Origin of the sequence: Spirillospora sp. CA-128828 (genome assembly GCF_050945415.1) — a bacterium.
Taxonomy (GTDB): Bacteria; Actinomycetota; Actinomycetes; order Streptosporangiales; family Streptosporangiaceae; genus Spirillospora.
In genome coordinates this window covers 4,984,580-5,002,727 of sequence record NZ_CP191986.1, presented here as the reverse complement: position 1 = coordinate 5,002,727, position 18,148 = coordinate 4,984,580, and the positions used below count along the sequence as shown (strand labels likewise).

15 protein-coding genes are annotated in these 18,148 nt (G+C 71.4%); 10 read left to right on the top strand and 5 right to left on the bottom strand.

Annotation, left to right across the window (positions count from 1 at the left end; genetic code table 11):
• The first annotated feature begins 20 nt into the window (after positions 1-20).
• The 3 genes from ACQPXG_RS24560 (at position 21) to mshC (ending at position 3,278) form a co-directional block, all read left to right on the top strand.
• The gene (locus ACQPXG_RS24560) at positions 21-1,016 is read left to right on the top strand and encodes an ABC transporter permease (protein WP_433461459.1); all 996 of its coding nucleotides are present in this window, start codon (positions 21-23) and stop codon (positions 1,014-1,016) included.
• Positions 1,017-1,022: 6 nt separating this feature from the next.
• Positions 1,023-1,967: an ABC transporter permease gene (locus tag ACQPXG_RS24555; protein WP_433461458.1), complete on the top strand. Its 945-nt coding sequence runs from the start codon at positions 1,023-1,025 to the stop codon at positions 1,965-1,967.
• A gap of 81 nt (positions 1,968-2,048) precedes the next feature.
• A complete protein-coding gene (gene mshC, locus ACQPXG_RS24550; RefSeq protein ID WP_433461457.1) occupies positions 2,049-3,278 on the top strand; it encodes a cysteine--1-D-myo-inosityl 2-amino-2-deoxy-alpha-D-glucopyranoside ligase in 1,230 nt (409 codons plus the stop codon).
• A gap of 21 nt (positions 3,279-3,299) precedes the next feature.
• Here the strand turns inward: mshC and ACQPXG_RS24545 are convergent, their stop codons facing one another.
• From ACQPXG_RS24545 to ACQPXG_RS24535, 3 genes are all read right to left on the bottom strand, one after another.
• Entirely contained in the window at positions 3,300-4,808 is a 1,509-nt protein-coding gene (locus ACQPXG_RS24545; RefSeq protein WP_433461456.1) for a serine/threonine-protein kinase, read from the bottom strand.
• A 164-nt stretch (positions 4,809-4,972) separates the two neighbouring features.
• The gene (locus ACQPXG_RS24540; protein WP_433461455.1) at positions 4,973-5,815 is read right to left on the bottom strand and encodes a PAC2 family protein; all 843 of its coding nucleotides are present in this window, start codon (positions 5,813-5,815) and stop codon (positions 4,973-4,975) included.
• A gap of 179 nt (positions 5,816-5,994) precedes the next feature.
• Complete coding sequence (locus tag ACQPXG_RS24535; RefSeq protein WP_433461454.1) at positions 5,995-6,456, bottom strand: universal stress protein; 462 nt, start codon at positions 6,454-6,456, stop codon at positions 5,995-5,997.
• 181 nt (positions 6,457-6,637) lie between these two features.
• On the opposite strand from ACQPXG_RS24535, the gene ACQPXG_RS24530 reads away from it, so the two are divergent.
• The 7 genes from ACQPXG_RS24530 to ACQPXG_RS24500 all read left to right on the top strand — a co-directional run bounded on the left by ACQPXG_RS24530 (position 6,638) and on the right by ACQPXG_RS24500 (position 14,522).
• Positions 6,638-7,294, top strand: a complete 657-nt coding sequence (locus tag ACQPXG_RS24530; protein ID WP_433461453.1) for an HAD family hydrolase — start codon at positions 6,638-6,640, stop codon at positions 7,292-7,294.
• Positions 7,295-7,456: 162 nt separating this feature from the next.
• Positions 7,457-7,900, top strand: a complete 444-nt coding sequence (locus ACQPXG_RS24525) for a hypothetical protein (RefSeq protein WP_433461452.1) — start codon at positions 7,457-7,459, stop codon at positions 7,898-7,900.
• Between the two features lie 472 nt (positions 7,901-8,372).
• Complete coding sequence (locus ACQPXG_RS24520) at positions 8,373-9,365, top strand: ABC transporter permease (protein WP_433461451.1); 993 nt, start codon at positions 8,373-8,375, stop codon at positions 9,363-9,365.
• A 53-nt stretch (positions 9,366-9,418) separates the two neighbouring features.
• Positions 9,419-11,173, top strand: coding sequence for an ABC transporter substrate-binding protein (locus ACQPXG_RS24515; protein ID WP_433461450.1), 1,755 nt, complete (start codon positions 9,419-9,421; stop codon positions 11,171-11,173).
• A gap of 105 nt (positions 11,174-11,278) precedes the next feature.
• On the top strand, positions 11,279-12,292 hold the full coding sequence (locus tag ACQPXG_RS24510) for an ABC transporter permease (protein ID WP_433461449.1): 1,014 nt from the start codon (positions 11,279-11,281) through the stop codon (positions 12,290-12,292).
• Positions 12,292-13,359, top strand: coding sequence for an ABC transporter ATP-binding protein (locus ACQPXG_RS24505; RefSeq protein ID WP_433461448.1), 1,068 nt, complete (start codon positions 12,292-12,294; stop codon positions 13,357-13,359). Before ACQPXG_RS24510 ends, ACQPXG_RS24505 begins: the two co-directional genes overlap by 1 nt.
• Positions 13,360-13,382: 23 nt before the next feature.
• Complete coding sequence (locus ACQPXG_RS24500) at positions 13,383-14,522, top strand: ABC transporter ATP-binding protein (RefSeq protein ID WP_433461447.1); 1,140 nt, start codon at positions 13,383-13,385, stop codon at positions 14,520-14,522.
• A gap of 103 nt (positions 14,523-14,625) precedes the next feature.
• Here ACQPXG_RS24500 and ACQPXG_RS24495 read toward each other — a convergent pair whose 3' ends face one another.
• Entirely contained in the window at positions 14,626-17,124 is a 2,499-nt protein-coding gene (locus ACQPXG_RS24495; RefSeq protein WP_433461446.1) for an ABC transporter permease, read from the bottom strand.
• On the bottom strand, positions 17,121-17,951 hold the full coding sequence (locus ACQPXG_RS24490; RefSeq protein WP_433461445.1) for an ABC transporter ATP-binding protein: 831 nt from the start codon (positions 17,949-17,951) through the stop codon (positions 17,121-17,123). Before ACQPXG_RS24490 ends, ACQPXG_RS24495 begins: the two co-directional genes overlap by 4 nt.
• Between the last annotated feature and the right edge of the window lie 197 nt (positions 17,952-18,148).

Sequence of the window (18,148 nt, the reverse complement as noted above, 5' to 3'; positions counted from 1 at the left end):
GGTGCTAGTTTGGCTACTTAATGCGATCTTCGTCGGAGGCGGCGCCGAGGAGGCGCCGGGCCGAGACCGGGACCCGGAGGCCGCCGGAGGCCGCGGGCGGCGCCGCGCCGGTGGAGTGCCGCACCCCGTTCCAGCTCGCGTGCGGCCGGTTCCGCCGCGACCGGCTCGCGGTCGCGGCCCTCGCCGTCCTGGCGCTGATCGTGGCGTTCGCGGCGCTGGCGCCGCTGTGGGCGCAGCTGACCGGCCACCCCTACGACGCGACGTTCCCGCGGACGGGCCTGGACGCCGGCGGGCAGCCCCGCGGGCCGGGCGCCCGGTTCCCGCTCGGCGCCGACCAGCTCGGCCGCGACGTCCTCGTCCGGGCCGCCTACGGCGCGCGGATCTCCCTGGCCGTCGGGGTCCTCGCGGCCCTGCTCGCCGCCGCCGCGGGCACGGCGGCCGGGACGCTCGCCGGGTTCGCGGGCGGCGCCCTGGACACGCTGCTGGCCCGGCTGATGGACACGACGCTCGCGCTGCCGTACCTGCTGGTGGCGATCACGCTGGCGACCACGTTCCGGATCTCCTCGGTCGCCGCGAGCCTCACCCTGACGATCGTGGTGATCGCGTTCTTCCAGTTCGCGGCGTTCGGCCGGGTCATCCGCGGGCAGGTGGTCGCGCTGAAGCGCCGGGAGTTCATCGACGCGGCCCGGGCGCTCGGCTCCTCCAACGTCCGGATCATGTTCGCCGACGTCCTGCCGAACCTGGTCGCGCAGATCACCGTGCTGACCTCGCTGCTGATCCCGGCGTCGATCGTGTTCGAGGCGACGCTGTCCTTCCTCGGCGCCGGGGTCCGGCCGCCGATGCCGAGCTGGGGGTCGATGCTCGGCGAGGGCGGCGACGTGTTCCAGACCGCCTGGTGGCTGCTCGCCGTCCCGGGCGGCCTGCTGCTGCTGACCACGCTGTCGTTCAACCTGCTCGGCGACGGGATCCGCGACGCCCTGGACCCGGGCGGCGACCGCCCCGCCGGGGGGAGGTGAGCGCCCGTGGCGCGTTTCCTCCTCCGCCGCCTGCTGTACGCGGTCATCGTGCTGTGGCTGGTGTCCACGCTGGTCTTCGCGTTCCTGCACCTGTCGCCCGTCCCGGTGGAGCGGGTCATCGGCGGGCCCCGCGCGACCACCGGCATGCTGGACCAGATCCGCCGCAACCTCGGGCTCGACCTGCCCGTCCCCGTCCAGTACTGGCGGTTCGCCGAGCGGCTGCTGCGCGGCGACCTCGGCGACTCCTACGTCAACGGCACACCCGTCACCGCCCTGATCGGCGACCGCCTCCCGGCGACGCTGTGGCTGGTGGCCGGCGCCGGCGTCCTGTGCTCCGCCGGCGGCGTCCTGCTCGGCGTGCTCAGCGCGACCAGGGCACGGACCCTGTGGGACCGGGCCGCGACCGTTTTCGTGCTCGCCGGCCTGTCCACGCCGCCGTTCGTGATGGCGCTGGTGCTGCTCTACGTGTTCGCGACCAGGCTCGGGCAGAGCGGCGTCCACGTCTTCGAGGCGGGGCCGCCGCTGCAGGAGCACTTCCTGCGCCGGATGGTCCTGCCGTGGATCGCGCTCGCGTTCCTCCTGATGGCCTCCTACACCCGCCTCACCCGGGGGGCGATGCTGGACGTCCTGGGCGAGGACTACGTGCGGACCGCGCGGGCCAAGGGCCTGCCGGAGCGCCGCGTCGTGTGCGGGCACGGGCTGCGGGCCGCGCTGGCCCCGGTCGTCACCCAGGCCGGCATCGACCTCGGCGCGCTGATCGGATCCACGATCGTGACCGAGAAGGTGTTCGGGCTGCAGGGCGTTGGGCAGCTCGTCTACCAGTCCATCGCCCTCGGCGACACCCCGGTGATCATCGGGGTGACGCTGCTGGTGACGTTCTTCGTGGTCGCGGCGAACCTGCTGGTCGACATCGGCTACTCGGTCCTGGACCCGCGCGTCCGCCCCGCCTGACGGCCCCCTGACCGGCCGCCCCCCGCAGATGCCATGATCTCGGATTCATGCCGCGAACTGCGCATGGATAAGCTTTCGGGTATGCGATCGTGGCCCGCCCCCGAAGTCCCCAGCCTGTCCGACGCGGGACTGCCCGCCGCGGCACGGCCGCTGAGCCTGCACGACACGGGGACGGGGGAGACACGTCCCACGACGCCCGGCGAAACCGCCCGGATGTACGTGTGCGGGATCACCCCCTACGACGCGACCCACCTCGGCCACGCCAACACCTACCTGGCGTTCGACCTCGTCAACCGGGTCTGGCAGGACCTCGGCCACCGGGTGCACTACGTCCAGAACGCCACCGACGTCGACGACCCGCTCCTGGAACGTGCCCAGCAGACCGGGGAGGACTGGCGAGAGCTCGCCGACCGGGAGATCCAGCTGTTCCGCGAAGACATGACCGCGCTGCGGGTCCTGCCACCCGACCAGTACATCGGCGCGGTCGAGGCGATCCCGCTGATCGTGGAGATGATCGAGAAGCTGCGCGGCCGGGACGCCACCTACGAGGTGTCCGGCGACACCTACTTCCCGATCGCCGCCGACCCGGCGTTCGGGCAGGTCAGCGGGCTGCCGCGGGACGAGATGACGGCGCTGTCGGCCGAGCGCGGCGGGGACCCCGGCCGGCCCGGCAAACGCGACCCGCTGGACGCCCTGCTCTGGATGGCGAAACGCCCCGGCGAGCCCGGCTGGGAGTCCCCGTTCGGCGAGGGCCGCCCCGGCTGGCACGTCGAATGCTCCGCGATCTCCGTCGAGTACCTCGGCATGGCGTTCGACGTCGAGGGCGGCGGCTCCGACCTGGCGTTCCCGCACCACGAGATGGGCGCCTCCCACGCCCAGGTCGCCACGGGGGAGCGGCCGCACGCACGCGCCTACGTCCACGCGGGCATGGTCGGCCTGGACGGCGAGAAGATGTCGAAGTCGCGCGGCAACCTCGTGTTCGTGTCGAAGCTGCGGCAGAGCGGCACCGACCCGATGGCGATCCGGCTGGCGCTGCTGGCCCACCACTACCGCGCCGACTGGGAGTGGACGCCCGCCGCCCTGGACGAGGCCGCCGCACGCCTCGGCCGCTGGCGCGCCGCTGTGGCCCGCCCGTCCGGGCCGCCCGCCGCACCGCTGGCCGCCGCGGTCCGCGACCACCTGGCCGGCGACCTGGACGCCCCGGCCGCACTGGCGGCCATCGACGGCTGGGGCGCCGCCGACGGCGCCGACGAGGCCGCCCCGGCGCAGGCCCGTGCCATCGCCGACGCCCTGCTGGGCGTCACGCTCTGACCCTCCGCCGGCCGAGCCGGGTCATTCCAGCACGTAGCAGTCCCAGTCGGACGGGGTGCCCGCGTCGCCGCGCAGGCGCGCCTCGGCGTCCGGCCGGTACTGCGACGTGCACACCAGCGTCATCGTGATCTTGGTGTCCACGCCGATGTCGCCGCCGCGGGGGACGCAGTACCAGTCGCCGGAGCGGAACACGGCGTCGCGGTCGCGGGCAGCGCAGTACCTGCCGGGGTCGGGGGACCCGAGCACGACGGGTGTGGGCGGCGGGTCACTGGAGGTCGGCGGGTCGCCGTTCCCTCCGCCCGGCCGCGTCCCCTGGCCCGGCCCGGGACGGCCCGCCGTGGTGGGCGGCCTTCTGGAAGTACGGCCGGTGGTGGGCGACGCCGACGACGGCCCGGACGAGTGCCGCGCCGTCGTCGGAGCCGAGATCGGCCCGCCGCCGTGCGTCCCGGTGGGCCCGGACGGTCCGCCCCGATGCCGGTCCAGCAGCCCGTATCCGGCGGCGCCCACGACCGCGGCCACGACCACCGCGGCGGCGGCCGCGGCCAGCGGCCGGCCGAGGCGCCGCCGCCCGGGGCGCCCGCCGCCGGGACGCGGGTCGGTGGCCACGGGCGGCAGCGTGCCGGTGCCGTCCGTACCCTCGGTGGAGCCCGCCCCCGCGGGCGGGGCTTCGGCCGGCGGGGTCTCGCCGGGCGCGGCCGCGGCGGGCGCGGGTTCGAAGGCGTCCTCGTGGCCGACGAGCCGCAGAAGCAGCTGCGCCGCCGTCGGCCGCCGCGCGGGGTCCTTGTCCAGGGCGGCCGCGACCAGCTCGCGCAGCTCGCCCTCCAGGTCCCCGAGGTCGGGCTCGTGGTGCAGGACGCGGTACATCACCGCCGGGACGGAGTCGGACCCGAACGGGGGCCGCCCGGTCGCCGCGAACGTCATCGTCGCGCCCCAGGCGAACACGTCCGCGGCGGCGCCGACGTCCTCCCCGGACACCTGCTCGGGCGCCATGTACGCGGGGGTGCCGACCGCGCGGCTGCTCACCGCGCTGGCGGCGTCCAGGACGCGCGACAGCCCGAAGTCGATCACGCGGGGCCCGTCGGGGCCGAGCAGCACGTTGTGCGGCTTGAGGTCGCGGTGCACGATCCCGGCGCGGTGGATGGCGGTCAGCGCGCTGGCGGTGCTGACGGCGAGCCGGTCCAGCGCGCCGCCGCCCATCGGCCCGTCCCGCGCGACGAGCCGGTTCAGCGCCTCGCCGGGGACGTACTCGCTGACCAGGTAGGGGCTGTCCCCGGCGACCTCGGCGTCCAGGAACTGGGCGGTGCAGAACCGGGCGACCTGCTTGGCGACCTCCGCCTCGCGGACGAACCGGGCCCGCGCGGTGTCGTCGTCGTCGAACTGGACCCGCAGCAGCTTGACCGCGACGCGCTCGCCGTCCGCGCCCTCACCGAGGTAGACCGTGCCCTGCGCGCCGGACCCGAGCCGCCCGAGCAGCTCGTAGCGGCCGAGACGCGCCGGATCATGAGGATGCAGGGGCTGGGCCTCCGGCAAAACCTGCGCTCCCTCACCCGTCCGGTCATCGGTCGCCGCACATCACGTTAGGCCCGCCACCCTATACAGGGCCAGGCCGCCCGAGACCGCGTCCGGGCCGCGGGCCCTTCCCCGCGCGCCGCCGCCGGAGGCGAGCGGGCGCGGTCAGGGGCGACCGGCGGCGATCACTCCGGATCGCGGCGGCGCAGGTAGCGCTCGAACTCGCGGGCGATGGCGTCGCCGCTCGCCTCGGGCAGCTCGGTGGCGTCCTTCTGCTCCTCCAGCGTGCGGACGTACTCGGCGACCTCGGAGTCCTCCTCGGCGAGCTCGTTGACGCCGTGCTCCCAGGCGCGGGCCTCCTCGGGCAGCTCGCCGAGCGGGACGGTGACGTCCAGGAGGTCCTCGACGCGGCGCAGCAGCGCCAGGGTCGCCTTCGGAGACGGCGGCTGGGCGACGTAGTGGGGGACCGCGGCCCACAGCGAGACGGTGTCGAGGTCGGCCTTGGCGCAGGCGTCCTGGAGCACCCCGAGGATCCCGGTCGGCCCCTCGTAGCGGGCCGGCTCCAGGTGCAGGGTGCTGACGAGCCCGGCCTCGGACGCGGCGCCCGTGACGGGCACCGGGCGGGTGTGGGGGGCGTCGGCGAGCAGCGCGCCGAGCAGGACGACGTTGCGGATCTCCAGCTCCAGCATCAGCCCGACCAGCTCGCGGCAGAACGACCGCCACCGCATGTTCGGCTCGATCCCGTGCAGCAGCACGACGTCCTTGCCGTTGGGGAGCCGCGTCCAGGACACGCGGGTCGTCGGCCAGGTGATGCCGCGGGTCTCGCCGTCGGTCATCTCCACGATCGGGCGGGTGACCTGGAAGTCGTAGTAGTCGTCCGGATCGAGCTCGGCGATGGGCACCGCCTCCCAGGCGGACTCCAGATGCGCGATCACCCCGCTGGCGGCCTCACCGGCGTCGTTCCACCCCTCAAAGGCGGCCACGAGCACCGGATCGACGAGTTCCGGCACGCTTTCCAGCTCGATCACGCGCTGCCTCCTTCCGACGCCCAGGTACAGCGTCACCGACGGGGGCCGTCATTCCCGGGGCGGGGTCCCCGCTCATGATCGGTGGCTGTCAGCCTACGTCCTGACAGTGACGTACCCCACCCCACAGGAGGCCAGACCCCGCCCTGTACGCCCGCGGCGGAACCCGGGTCACGATCCGGTCACCGGCCGCGGGGGGTGGTGTGCGCGATCAGCACGTCGCAGGGGGAGCGGTGCGACAGGTTCGCGGGCACGGACCCGAGGATGCGGCCCGCGAGGCTGTTGAGGCCGCGGTTGCCGACCACGACGAGGTCCGCGCCGCGCTCCTTGGCGATCCTGCTGATGACGTCGACGGCGTCGCCCTCGGCGGCGACGTGCTCGATGTCGGTGGCGCCGGCCGCGACGGCCCGCTCCCGCGCGGCCCGCAGCGCGTCGTCGGCGGGCGTGGACCCCTGCACCTTGTAGGCCAGGTCGCCGAGCCGGTCGGCGGCGCTCGCCCGCTCGCGCTCCGGCATCGGGCTGTAGGCGGAGGCGAGCAGGAGGGTGGCGCCCGTGGCGGCGGCCAGCTGCGCGGCCCGGTCGACCGCGCGGAACGAGGAGTCTGAACCGTCGGTGCCGACGAGGATGATGCGGTACGCGCTCATGCCGTTCCTTACCCGTTGGTAGTCACTGCTGGCACGGTATCGGCCCGGTGACCCTTCCGTCACCGTCTCTTTGCACACCCCGTCCAAGAGGAGCGGCCCTTCCAGCATGTGGACGGCCCGGAGCCGCCTCCGGCCGCGCGGATAGGGTGGGTCCCCGCCCCTTCGCCCCGTGAGGAGAGACGTGACCCCTGGCCTCCCGCAAGCCGTGCTGTTCGACATGGACGGCCTGCTCATCGACTCCGAACGCGTCTGGCTGGAGGTCGAGTCGGAGGTCATGGCGTGGCTGGGCGGCGAGTGGAGCACCGCCCACCAGGAGCGCCTGGTCGGCGGCTCCCTCTACCTCGCCGTCGACTACATGCTGGAGCTGACCGGCGCGGACGCCCCCCGCGAGGAGGTCGGCCGGCGGATGCTGGACGGCATGGCCGAGCGGCTCAGCACCTGCGTCCCGATGATGCCTGGCGCCAAGGACCTCCTCGCCGAGGTCCGCGCGGCGGGCATCGCCGCGGCGCTGGTGTCCTCCAGTCACCGGCGGCTGATCGAGCCGGTGCTGGACGCCGTCGGCCGCGAGCACTTCGCACTCAGCGTCGCCGGCGACGAGGTGACCCGGACCAAGCCCGACCCCGAGCCGTACCTGACCGCCGTCGCCCGGCTCGGCGCCGACCCCGCCCGCTGCGTGGTGCTGGAGGACTCCCCGAACGGCGTCGCGGCGGCGGAGGCGGCCGGCTGCGTCACCGTCGCGGTCCCCGGCGTCCTGCCGATCCCGCCCGCGCCGGGACGCACGGTGGTCGCCTCGTTGCGCCAGGTGAACCTGGCGATGCTGGCGTCGCTGGCGGGCTGAGCCGGCGGCGACCCGGCCGTCGCCGCACCGTTGCCGGGCGGTGACCCACTCACGCCGCAGGAGGAGGACGGCCCGGCCGCAAACCGTCCGCCGGGAGGAGCAGGACCGGCGCCTCGCGTGTGACGATGGAGAGAGCACCACCGTACGGAGTGAGGGGCCGGCATGAGCGACGCAGCCATATTCGCGATCAGTCTCGGGGTGACCCTGGTCGGTCTGGTGATCAGCTGGGGCGCCTACCGCCGCCGGGGCGCCGGCACGGGGATGCGCGGTGCGGCCCTGTCGCTGGTGCCGCTCGCGGCGGCGATGACCGGGGTGACGGAGTTCTTCGTCGACCTGGCGTTCAGCCCGGTGAAGTGGGCCGGCGTCGCGGTGGCGGGCCTGGCCGTCCTGCTCTACATGACGTCCGGGGCGATGCTGAGCCGCCGCGCGGGCACCGAGGGCGGCAAGTCCGGCAAGTCCGGCAAGGCCGCCGAGGGTGGCGCCGGGCGGCGGTCCGCGGGGCGCGGCGGGAAGCCGAAGGGCGCCGTGGAGGGCCCCGCGCAGCGCGGCGGCGACCCCGAGATGGCGGAGATCGAGAAGATCCTTCGCGACCGCGGCATCTCCTGAGCGGCATCTCGCCGGGCGGCGTCTCCTGAGAGCGGCGCGCGGTTCACCGTGTGCGCAGCGTGACGGCGGGCCGGGACGTATCCACCCCGATGGGGACGTCCCGGCCCGCCGTTTCTCCGCTTCCACGCTCTGACCTGCGGAGAATCGATATCGGAACGGACTCAGTACGGTAAACTTTGCCGGTCTAGACCGGCCTTCGCTTGCCTGGCAGGGGTTACCGGAACGTACTATTCGGGCGATTTGTCCGAAGTGTTGAGTGACTGCGTGTTGCCCAGATGACGACGAGATCACAAGTCAGATACGGGTACTGGCGAAGGTCGCCTCACGGATGGAGAGTCGTGCCCGAAGGACTACGTTTCCCTTCAGCAAACGCGGCGTAACGGGCACGGGGGCAGCGGATGATCTCCGCGACCGCCGGTCACTCGCCGGCGGCATGGCCGAACCAGTGGCCGGACGGTAGGAGGTATGGAGCGTGGCCGCACCCCTTGAGGTGACCGGGTCCGACGCCGAGGCGCAGCCGGAATCGGTGCTCGCCGGTGTCGACAGGAAGAAGATCCAGGGACGGTCCCTCGGGCAGATCGCCTGGATGCGGCTGAAGCGCGACAAGATCGCACTCAGCGGCGCCGTCATCGTCATCGTGCTCATCCTGATCGCGATCTTCGGCCCGTTCTTCGTGCAGAACCCGCTGACCTACCACCAGAACCTGATCGACCCGACCTACAACCGGCCGAAGTCCGGGATCTGGCACTCGGGCATCAGCGGCGACCACTGGCTCGGCGTGGAGCCCGGCACCGGCCGCGACATGCTCGCCCGGATCGTGCACGGCGCCCGCATCTCGCTGCTGGTGTCGTTCCTGGCCACCCTGATGTCGGTGGTCATCGGGACGGTCGCGGGCATCGTCGCCGGCTACTTCGGCGGCTGGGTCGACTACCTGATCAGCCGTGCGATGGACGCCTTCCTCGCCTTCCCGCTGCTGCTGTTCGCGATCGCGCTGGTCGGCGTCGTGTCCGACGGGGCGTTCGGGCTGAACGGCAACGGGCTGCGGATCTCGGTGCTGGTCGTGGTCATCGGGTTCTTCAACTGGCCTTATATCGGCCGCATCATCCGGGGTCAGACGCTGTCGCTCCGGGAGCGCGAGTTCGTCGACGCCGCCCGCAGCATGGGAGCCCGGAACTCCTACGTGCTGTTCAAAGAGGTCCTGCCGAACCTCGTCGCGCCGATCCTGGTCTACTCGACCCTGCTGATCCCGACGAACATCCTGTTCGAGGCGGCGCTGTCGTTCCTGGGCGTCGGTGTCATCCCGCCGACCCCGTCCTGGGGCGGCATGCTGACGCTCGCGGTGCCGATCTACTCCTCCGACCCCGCCTACATGATCATCCCCGGTATGGCGATCTTCATCACCGTCCTCGCCTTCAACCTCTTCGGTGACGGGCTGCGGGACGCTCTCGACCCTCGGGGCAAGTGACTCGGGTTCAACGGACCCGTCTATTTGAAGGGGTGCGCCTGCACATGAACAAGATGAGACCAATCGCGGTCTTCGCGGCCGGCGTGGTCGCGGCCGCGGGGCTCGCCGCCTGTGGCGGCGGTGACTCGGGCGGGTCCGGAAGCGGCCCCGGCTACAACGCCGGCAACCAGGCCCAGGTCAACAAGTCGGACAAGAAGGGCGGAACGCTCAAGTTCGCCGACTCCGACGACTGGGACTCGCCGGACCCGGGCAACACCTACTACGCGTTCTCCCAGAACTTCGCCCGCCTCTACGGCCGTGGCCTGACCACGTTCAAGGCGGCCGCGGGCAAGGAGAGCCTTGAGATCACGCCCGACCTGGCCACCGACATGGGCCAGTCCAGCGACGGCGGCAAGACCTGGACGTACAAGCTGCGCACCGGCGTCAAGTACGACGACGGCACCACGGTGACGTCCAAGGACGTGAAGTACGCGATCGAGCGCAGCAACTTCACCAAGGAGCTGCAGCTCGGGCCGAAGTACTTCAAGCAGTACCTCGTCGACAACAAGCCCGCTTACAAGGGCCCGTACGAGGACAAGAGCGACGAGGGCCTGAAGTCGATCGAGACCCCCGACGACCAGACGATCATCTTCCACCTGAACGCGCCGTTCCAGGAGTTCGACTACCTGGTCGCGATGTCGCAGTCGATCCCGGTGCCGAAGGCCAAGGACACCGGCACCAAGTACGAGACCTCGATCGTCTCCAGCGGTCCGTACAAGATCGACAACTACACGCGCGGCAAGTCCATGTCGCTGTCGCGCAACCCGAACTGGAACCAGAGCACCGACCCGCTCCGCAAGGCTCTGCCTGACAAGATCGAAGTGCAGATCAAGCAGAACGCCGACGACATCGACCAGCGGCTGCTCGCCGGATCGCTGGACATGGACATCGCCGGCGTCGGCGTCCAGGCGGGAACCCAGCCGAAGGTGCTGACCCCCGAGCAGAAGCCGTACGTCGACAACCCGGTCCAGGGCTTCCTGCGGTTCATGTCGCTGAACCAGCACGTCAAGCCGCTGGACAACCAGCACTGCCGCATCGCCGTGCAGTACGCGACCGACAAGGTCGCCGCGCAGACCGCCTACGGAGGCCCGCTCGCCGGCGGCGACATCGCCACCACGATCCTGCCGCCGACGGTGTCCGGGTACAGCAAGTTCGACCTGTACCCGCAGAAGCAGGCGGAGGGCGGCGGCCTCGACCAGGCCACCCTGGCCAAGGCCAAGCAGGAGCTGCAGGCGTGCGGCAAGCCGAACGGCTTCTCCACCAAGATCTCGGCGCGGTCGGACCGGCCGAAGGAAGTCGCGATGGCCGAGGCGATCCAGCAGAGCCTCGCCAAGGTCGGCATCAAGGTCAGCATCGTGCAGTTCCCGGCCGGTGACTACTTCAACAAGTACGTCGGCGTGCCGAAGTACGTGCACGACCACGGCATCGGCATGATGATCATGGCGTGGGCGGCGGACTGGCCGACCGGCTACGGCTTCCTCTCGCAGATCATCCACGGTGACGCGATCAAGCCGTCCGGCGGCAACAACCTCGCCGAGATGGACGACCCCGCGGTCAACAAGGGGCTGGACGACGCGATCGCCAACCCGGACGAGGCCGCCCGCCTGAAGGCCTACGGCGAGGTCGACAAGACGGCGATGGGGAACGCCATGGAGGTCCCGCTGATCTACGCCAAGGCCCTGATGTACCGGCCGAAGCGCGTGACCAACGCCGGCATCACCTACGGCTACGGCGGAATGTACGACTACCTGAACATGGGCGTGGAGTGACACTCCGCTTCGTCCGTGCGTCCATCTGAAGGCAGGTGAAGGCGACGCCCGCCGGCCCGGCAGGGACCTACCGGTCCCGCCGGCCGGCGGGTGGGGCCGAGCAATGTGTTCGCATACATCATCCGGCGGCTCATCGGTGCCGTCATCATGTTGCTGCTGGTCAGCCTGGTGACCTTCGGCATCTTCTTCTGGCTGCCGAAGCTGGCGGGGCAGACCACCGACCAGATCGCGGCGTCCTACGTCGGCAAGGCGCCGACCGCGGAGGCCATCCAGGACACCAAGGAGCGGCTCGGCCTGGACAAGCCGGTCGTGGTGCAGTACGGCAACTACCTGAAGGCGATCGCCGTCGGCAAGGACTACAAGGCCGGCCCGGTGACCGACCACTGCCCGGCGCCGTGCCTCGGCTACTCGTTCCGCAGCAGCCAGCCGGTCCTTGAGACCCTGCTCGACCGCGCCCCTGCGACGCTGTCGCTGGCACTCGGCGCCGCGATCGTCTGGCTGGCCGGCGGCATCGCCACCGGCGTGGTGTCGGCGCTGCGAAGAGGCTCGATCTGGGACCGCGCGACGATGATCATCGCGTTGAGCGGTGTGTCGCTGCCGATCTACTTCACCGGCCTGGTCTCGCTCGCCCTGTTCTCCTACAGCATCAAGATCTTCCCAGGGGGCGGCAGCTACACGCCCTTCCTCGACAATCCGGTGAAATGGTTCGAGGCGCTGGTGCTGCCCTGGGTGACGCTCGCCTTTCTCTACGCCGCGATGTACGCGCGGCTCACGAGAGCGGGCATGCTGGAAACGATGAACGAGGACTACATCCGCACCGCCCGCGCCAAGGGGCTGCCGGAGAAGACCGTCGTCACCAGGCACGCGCTGCGCGCCTCGCTGACGCCGATCCTCACGATCTTCGGCCTCGACCTCGGGCTGCTGCTCGGCGGCGCGGTCCTGACCGAGAACACCTTCGGCATCCCGGGGCTGGGCCAGCTCGCGATCAGCTCGATCCGCGGCGGCGACCTGCCCATGGTGCTCGGCGTGACGCTGCTGACCGCGACCTCCATCGTCGTGATCAACCTGATCGTCGACATGCTGTACGCCGTCGTCGACCCGAGAGTGAGGCTTGGCTGATGACCGGCACCGCGCCCGCCGCGGACACCGCGGGCACCGGCGAGGCTCCCACCTCGTTCCTGGAGGTCCGCGACCTCAAGATCCACTTCCCGACGGACGACGGGCTGGTGAAGTCCGTCGACGGGCTGTCGTTCGCCCTGGAACGCGGCCGCACCCTCGGGATCGTGGGCGAGTCCGGCTCCGGCAAGAGCGTGACCAGCCTCGGCATCCTCGGCCTGCACAACCGGCGCAACGCCGACGTGTCCGGGGAGATCTGGCTGGACGGCAAGGAGATCGTCGGCGCCTCGCAGGGCGAGGTGCGCCGCCTCCGCGGCCGCAACATGGCGATGATCTTCCAGGATCCGCTGTCGTCGATGCATCCCTTCTACACGGTCGGCAAGCAGATCATCGAGGCCTACCGGGTGCACAACGACGTGTCCAAGGCGGTGGCCCGCAAGCACGCCATCGACATGCTGGGCAAGGTCGGCATCCCGAAGCCGGACAAGCGGGTGGACGACTACCCGCACCAGTTCTCCGGCGGCATGCGGCAGCGCGCGATGATCGCGATGGCGCTGTCGTGCGACCCGGAGCTGCTGATCGCCGACGAGCCGACGACGGCGCTGGACGTGACGGTGCAGGCGCAGATCCTGGACCTGATCCGCGACCTGCAGCAGGAGTTCAACTCCGCCGTCATCATGATCACCCACGATCTCGGGGTGGTCGCGGAGCTGTCGGACGACATCCTGGTGATGTACGCGGGCCGCGCGGCGGAGTACGCGTCGGTGGACGACGCGTTCCACCGGCCGCTGCACCCCTACACGTGGGGTCTGCTCGGGTCGATGCCGCGGCTGGACCGGGAGCGGTCGGAGCGGCTGCTGCCGATCGAGGGGTCGCCGCCGAGCCTGATCAACGTGCCGTCCGGGTGCGCGTTCCATCCGCGCTGCCCCTACAAGGACCTCAACGGCGACAAGAGCACGACCGAGCGGCCCGAGCTGGTCGAGGTCGAGCCCGGCCACAAGGCGGCGTGCCACCTCCCCCTGGAGAAGAAGCGCGAGATCTGGAACGACGAGATCCGGGCGAAGCTGTGACGAGCACAGGTGGGAACGAGACTGTGAACACGACCAAGACCCCGGCGGGCGAGACCCGTCCGGCCGAGGAGACCCGCCCCGTGCGGGACGGCGAGCCGCTGCTGGAGGTGGACAACCTCGGCAAGCACTTCCCCGTCACCGCGGGGCTGCTGCGCCGGCAGGTCGCGGCGGTGAAGGCCGTCGACGGCGTGTCGTTCTCGGTCCGCAAGGGCGAGACGCTCGGGCTGGTGGGGGAGTCGGGCTGCGGCAAGTCCACCACCGGCCGGATGATCATGCGGCTGCTGGACCCGAGCTTCGGGAAGATCACCTTCGAGGGGCAGGACATCACCACGATGTCGCAGGGCCGGCTCCGGCCGCTCCGCCGCGACCTCCAGATGATCTTCCAGGACCCGTACTCGTCGCTGAACCCCCGCAAGACGGTCGGCGCGATCGTCGGGGCGCCGTTCCGGCTGCAGAACATCGAGGCCAAGCAGGGCGTGAAGAAGGCCGTCCAGGAGATCCTGGAGCTGGTCGGCCTCAACCCCGAGCACTACAACCGGTACCCGCACGAGTTCTCCGGCGGGCAGCGGCAGCGCATCGGGATCGCCCGCACCCTGGCCCTCAAACCGAAGCTGATCGTCGCCGACGAGCCGGTGTCGGCGCTGGACGTGTCGGTGCAGGCGCAGGTCGTCAACCTGCTGGAGGACCTTCAGGACGAGCTCGACCTCACCTACGTGGTGATCGCGCACGACCTGTCGGTGGTCCGGCACATCTCCGACCGCGTCGCCGTCATGTACCTCGGCAAGATCGTCGAGCTGGCGGACCGGGCCGACCTGTACGAGCGGCCCATGCACCCCTACACCAACGCGCTGCTGTCGGCGGTTCCGGTCCCGGACCCGAGCGAGCGCGGCGACCGCAAGCGGATCCGGCTGCAGGGCGACGTGCCGAGCCCGCTCGACCCGCCGCCCGCGTGCCGGTTCCACACCCGCTGCTGGAAGGCGCAGGACATCTGCAAGCAGGTCGAGCCGCCGCTGGTGGAGCTGAGCCCGGGCCACCTGGCCGCCTGCCACTTCCCGGAGAACACCACGGTCAGCGCGACCGACGCGGTCGCCAAGGCCGCGGTGGCGCCCGGCGCGACCGGGGCCGACGCGGCCCCGGCCGACGACGCCGAGCCCGAGGAGTAGCCTCTCCCGGCGCGCCTCCCGCACGGAACAAGACCCGGCCCCCCGCGTTGGGGGACCGGGTCTTGTTCTTGTCAGCCGCCGGTTCGGGGCGGCCCGTCCGGGGTCACTCGGTGGAGATGGCCTTGAGGACGTCCATGCGTCCCGCCCGCCACGCCGGCCACAGCGCCGCGAGGACACCGATGACCGCGGCCACCACCAGGTAGATCACCAGCGTCCCGTAGGGGACGGCGAGGACGCCGAGGCCCTGGTCCGCCAGGGCGTTCTGCAGCGCCGCGCCGAACGCGACGCCGATGCCCATGCCGAGCACCGCGCCGAACACCGCGATCACGATCGACTCGACGCGGATCATGCGGCGCAGCTGGCGGCGGCTGATGCCGATGGCGCGCAGCAGCCCGATCTCCCGGGTCCGTTCGATCACCGACAGGGCGAGCGTGTTGACGACGCCCACGGCGGCGATGATGACCGACATGGCCAGCAGGATGGTCAGGAACGTCACGAACCCGTCGACCTGCTTGCGGGCGTCGGCCTTCAGCGACGTCTGGTCGGACACCTTCAGGTTCGGGTAGTCCTTCAGCGTCGACTCCAGCGCCGTCTTCGTCGCCGCCGACGGTGCCGCGTCCACCACGATCGCGTCCACGGACGGTTTCACGGTGTGCCGCAGGTACGCCGGCTGGGAGATGATGGTGTTGCCGATCAGGTTGCTCTTGGCGAACACGCCCGTCAGCGTCAGCCGCTCGGTCCTGCCGTCGGTGAACTGGACGGGCACCACCGCCCCGACCTTCCAGCCGTGGTCCTTCGCGGTGTCCTCGTTCACCATGATCCCGGCGTCGCCGATCCGGGTGCCACCGGAGGTGACCTTCAGCTTGGCGGCCTTGGCGATCACCGCGACGTCGCCGGACATGTACGACGCCTTCTTCCCGTCGATCTTGGCGCCGCCCGCGTAGGTGGGGGTCGCGGAGGTCACCCCGGGCGTCGACCCGATCTTGCCGGCGACCTCGCCGCCGATGCTGCCCGCACCCTCGGACTGGACGAGGTAGTCGGCGCCGAACTGCGCGTCGACCTGCTCGTCGACCGACGCCCGCATCGTCGCGCCGAGCACGTTCACCGTGGTGATCAGCGCCAGTCCGATCATCAGTGCGGCCGCCGTCGCGGCGGTGCGGCGCGGGTTGCGCAGCGCGTTCTGCCGCGCGAGACGCCCCGGCGCGCCCATCAGCCGCGCGAACGGCGCGCCGAGCACCTTCACCACCGGCACACTGATCACCGGGGCCAGCATCGCGACGCCGATGAACACCGCGAACGCGCCCACCCCGACCAGCGCCACCGGGCTCCCGCCGTTCCCGGCGAGCCCGGCGCCGATGAGCCCGGCGCCCGCGAGGGTGAGCAGCGACCCGAGCGCGATACGGATCCGCAGCGACCGCTGCGGCAGCGCGACGTCGTCGCGCATCGCCGCGACCGGCGGGATCTTCGCGGCGCGGCGGGCCGGGAAGTACGCCGACACGACCGTCACGACGATGCCGACCGTGTAAGCCCAGATCACCGGGGTCTTGGTGAACGTCAGCCCGCCCTGCCCCGCGTCGCCCATCTGCGTCTGCAGCAGCGACGCCAGACCCGCACCGGCCGCCAGGCCGAGCGTGGAGCCGACCACACCGACCGCGACGGCCTCGCCGATCACCGCCCGCGTCACCTGCCCGCGGGCCGCGCCGATCGCGCGCAGCAGCGCCAGCTCCCGGGTCCGCTGCGCGACCAGCATCGAGAACGTGTTGAAGATGATGAACGACCCGACGAAGATCGAGATCAGCGCGAACACCAGCAGGAAGATCCGGAAGAAGTTCATCATCGTCGCGATGTCGCTCTTGGTCTCCTCGCGGAGCTTCTCGCCGGTGACGGCCTCCGTGCCGGACGGCAGGACCTTCGCGACCCGGTCGCGCAGCTCGGCCTGCGACACGCCGGTCGAGCCCATCTCGATGTCGGTGAAGTAGCCGGGCTTCAGCATCAGCCTCTGCGCGGTCGGGGTGTCGAACGCGGTGAGCGTCGCGCCCATCAGGTTCCCGGTGTCGGCCAGCCCGACGATCCGCATGCGGGCGGGCGGCCCGGCGGTGACGACCCGGGTGGTGTCGCCGACGGCGAGCTTGCCCTTCTCCGCGGTCTTGGCGTCGATGACGACCTCACCGGGCCCCTGCGGGGCGCGGCCCGACTTCAGGTCGTAGGACCCGCCCGTCGTCCAGTTCGTTCCGATCTGCGGCGGCCCGTTCTGCGCCGTCCCGACGATCTTCCCGTCCTTGCCGACGACCGCCGCGTACCCGCTGACGTTGCCCTTCGGGTCCTTGACGCCCTCGACGCCCTGCAGGGCCTTCAGCACCGTCGCCGGCACCGGCTGCACCGCCATGCCGTCGTCGTCGCCCTCGACGACCTTCTTGGCCCGGACGTCCACGGCGACATTGGTGCCGACCCGGCTGAACAGGTCGTCGAACTGCTTGTTCATGCTGTCGGTGAAGATCAGCGTGCCGGCCACGAACGCGACGCCGAGGATCACCGCGACGGCCGTCAGCACCAGCCTGATCTTGTGCGCCGCGAGATTGCGGAGCGTGACCTTGCCCATCATCGCGCCGACACCCCGGACTCCGGCGTGCCCACGGGGCCGGTGTTGTGGCCGCCGGCGTCGAAGCCCTTCATGCGCTCCAGCACCCGCTCGGCCGTCGGCTCGGCCATCGTGTCGACGATCTGCCCGTCGGACAGGAACAGCACCTGGTCGGCGTACGCGGCCGCGTTCGGGTCATGGGTGACCATCACGATCGTCTGGCCCATCCGCCGCACCGAGTCCCGCAGGAACCCCAGCACCTCCGCGCCGGACCGCGAGTCCAGGTTCCCCGTCGGCTCGTCCGCGAAGATGATCTCCGGCCGGGACGCCAGGGCGCGGGCGCACGCCACCCGCTGCTGCTGCCCGCCCGACAGCTCCGTCGGGCGGTGCTTCAGCCGCGGCCGCAGCCCCACCGTGTCGATCACCGCGTCCAGCCAGTCCTTGTCGGCCTTCCGGCCCGCGATGTCCATCGGCAGCGTGATGTTCTCCAGCGCGGTCAGGGTCGGCACCAGGTTGAACGCCTGGAAGATGAACCCGATCTTGTCGCGGCGCAGCCGGGTGAGCTGCTTGTCCTTCAGCCGCGTCAACTCGGTGTCGCCGATGTACACCTGCCCGGAGTCCACCGAGTCCAGCCCCGCCATGCAGTGCATCAGGGTCGACTTCCCGGACCCGGACGGCCCCATGATCGCCGTGAACCGGCCGCGGGGAATGCCGACGGTGACCCCGTCGAGCGCGACGACCTGGGCGTCGCCGCGCCCGTACACCTTCGCGATCTGCTGGGCCCGAGCGGCGAAGTCGCCCGCCCCGGGCGCGGACGCCGCGCCGGCGGTCGATGGGGCGGTGTTCGTCACGTGAAACTCCCGTGTGTGAGTGAGCTGGGAAAGGGTCCGGACCGCGCCGTGCCCCCGGCGATCCGACATCCAAAACAGTAGAACCCCGCCCAACCCCTGTGATGCACCCCAGGAACGGACTTGGCGGTCCACCCACGGCAGGAGAAACCCGCACCCACTCGTCCTACCGGAGTAGGCCTCCACCCCCCGAACGCCAG